This window comes from Kitasatospora sp. NPDC059817, assembly GCF_042731835.1.
Classification (GTDB): domain Bacteria; phylum Actinomycetota; class Actinomycetes; order Streptomycetales; family Streptomycetaceae; genus Kitasatospora.
This window is the reverse complement of record NZ_JBHWIR010000155.1, coordinates 1-1,773: the sequence shown is the minus strand read 5'-3', so window position 1 is coordinate 1,773 and position 1,773 is coordinate 1. Positions and strand designations below refer to the sequence as shown.

Annotated in this window: 1 protein-coding gene; it reads right to left on the bottom strand. The window is 69.1% G+C overall.

Going from position 1 to position 1,773, the window contains the following annotated elements; genetic code table 11:
* On the bottom strand, positions 1-1,773 hold a 1,773-nt coding region (locus ACFV61_RS26900), incomplete at both ends, for a transglycosylase SLT domain-containing protein (protein ID WP_380494353.1).

Genomic DNA, 1,773 nt, shown 5'->3' with positions numbered 1-1,773 from the left:
GGGCTGGCCGGGGGTGCCGCCCATCGGGATGAAGGCGACCGCGTCGTAGGCGACGTCGTAGTCGGCGAAGTTGATGTTGCCGGCGCCGGTGATCTCGCTCTTGTTGGTGAGCTGGAGGTTGCCGCCGTTTCGCATCGCGAAGGTGCCGATGGTGACCCATTCCTCGGTGCCCCAGTTCTGGTTCACCCGGATCTTCCACGGTGCCACCCCGCCGCCGGGGTTGATGGTGTAGACGACGTTGGAGGCGGTGGCGGCCGTGGAGGGGAGATGGATCTTGATCTTGTAGTACTGGAGCTTGGGCAGGTTCGGCGTCCAGGTCCCGGTGTTGATCAGGTCCGGGTTGGCGCCGTCCTCGGTGTGGGTGAACAGGACACGCCCGCCGAAGCCGACACCGAGCTGGTGGGTGTCGATCGCGCCGATCTTGTCACCGGCGGCGTTGGTCCCGTACGCGTACGTGAAGGTGCCGCCCTGGGACCAGTTGGCGGGCGTGCCGCAGCCGACCAGGTTGAGCGGTGGCTGGGGCTGCGACTCGTCGACGACGATCGGGGCTCCGTATCCGGCGTTGCCGACCTTGGCGGAGTCCAGGGCGCAGGTCGGCGGGTGCGGGTGCGGTTTGACGACGGCCGGTTCGGTCGAGCCGGCGGCCGCCGTGTAGGCACTGGTGGCGCAGGTGGCGGAGCAGTCGGGTACGAAGGTGACGGCCTGGTGCCACCAGCACTGGAAGCTGGCCAGGGTGCAGTACTTGGCGTTGGCGGCGCCGGTCGGGTCGCACTTGTTGTCGGCGGTGCAGAAGGCGGTGACCGGCGGGATCTGCAGCCAGGTCTTGCCGCCGTGGTAGTCGGGCTTGGTGTAGGCGGGCTGGTTGAACCGGAGGATCGGCTGGCCCATCCAGCCCGTGATCCGCTCCTGGTAGGGCCAGCTGCCGGGGTGCGCGGCGTCGCCGTAGCTGTTCTTCAGATACGGCGCGCGGGTCGGCGGGTAGTCCGGGTTGCGCGGGTTGTTGGCCCAGCCCAGGCCCCAGTTGCCCTCGGCGCTGGTGCAGGTGGGGCTCGGCACGCAGCCGGTGGTGTTGCCGAACTTGGCGGTGGGCTGGATTCCGGAGTTGTAGGCCCAGGCGGCCAGGTACCAGTTCTCCAGGTAGCGCGGGTTTCCACCGTTGACGGTGATGCCGGCGTCGTAGAGCTGGTTCCAGGTCCGCTCCAGGATCTGCAGACCGGCGGAGACGTTCTCCTGGTAGTCGACGGCGATCTTGGTCTGGCCGTTGACCGAGTAGACCGTGTCGCCCTTCGACATGCCGTTGGTGATCTGGCCGAGGCCGTAGCCGCAGTCGGCCTTGGTGTAGTCCATCTTGGAGATGGAGCCGCCGGCGCCGTAGTAGTCGCCGACCAGCGCACCGCCCGCGATGCCGGGCAGGGCGTGCCAGGACGCCTGGCTGTAGTTGCTTTCCTGGGCCACGATCGCCTGGTAGACCGAGCGCGGCACCGAGTCGAAGGTGTCGCCCGCCGGGTGTTTGAGCGGCAGTCTGGGGAAGTCTCCGTTCGGTGCGAAGGCGGCCAGGCCCAGGTTCGCGAACCCGGCCGGCCGGGTGTAGGGGGAACCGGTCAACAGACCCTGCTCGGCCATCTCGATGGCCCAGGACACCTGTGCGGTGCCCGGCTGCATCACCTGCCGGTTCTCGGCCAGCCGGTCCACCGCGCACTTCGGCGCCGCGGCGGCAGCCGTGGCCGGGGAGTCGTCGGTGCTTCGCGCGTCCGTCTCCCCGGGGGCGGGCGC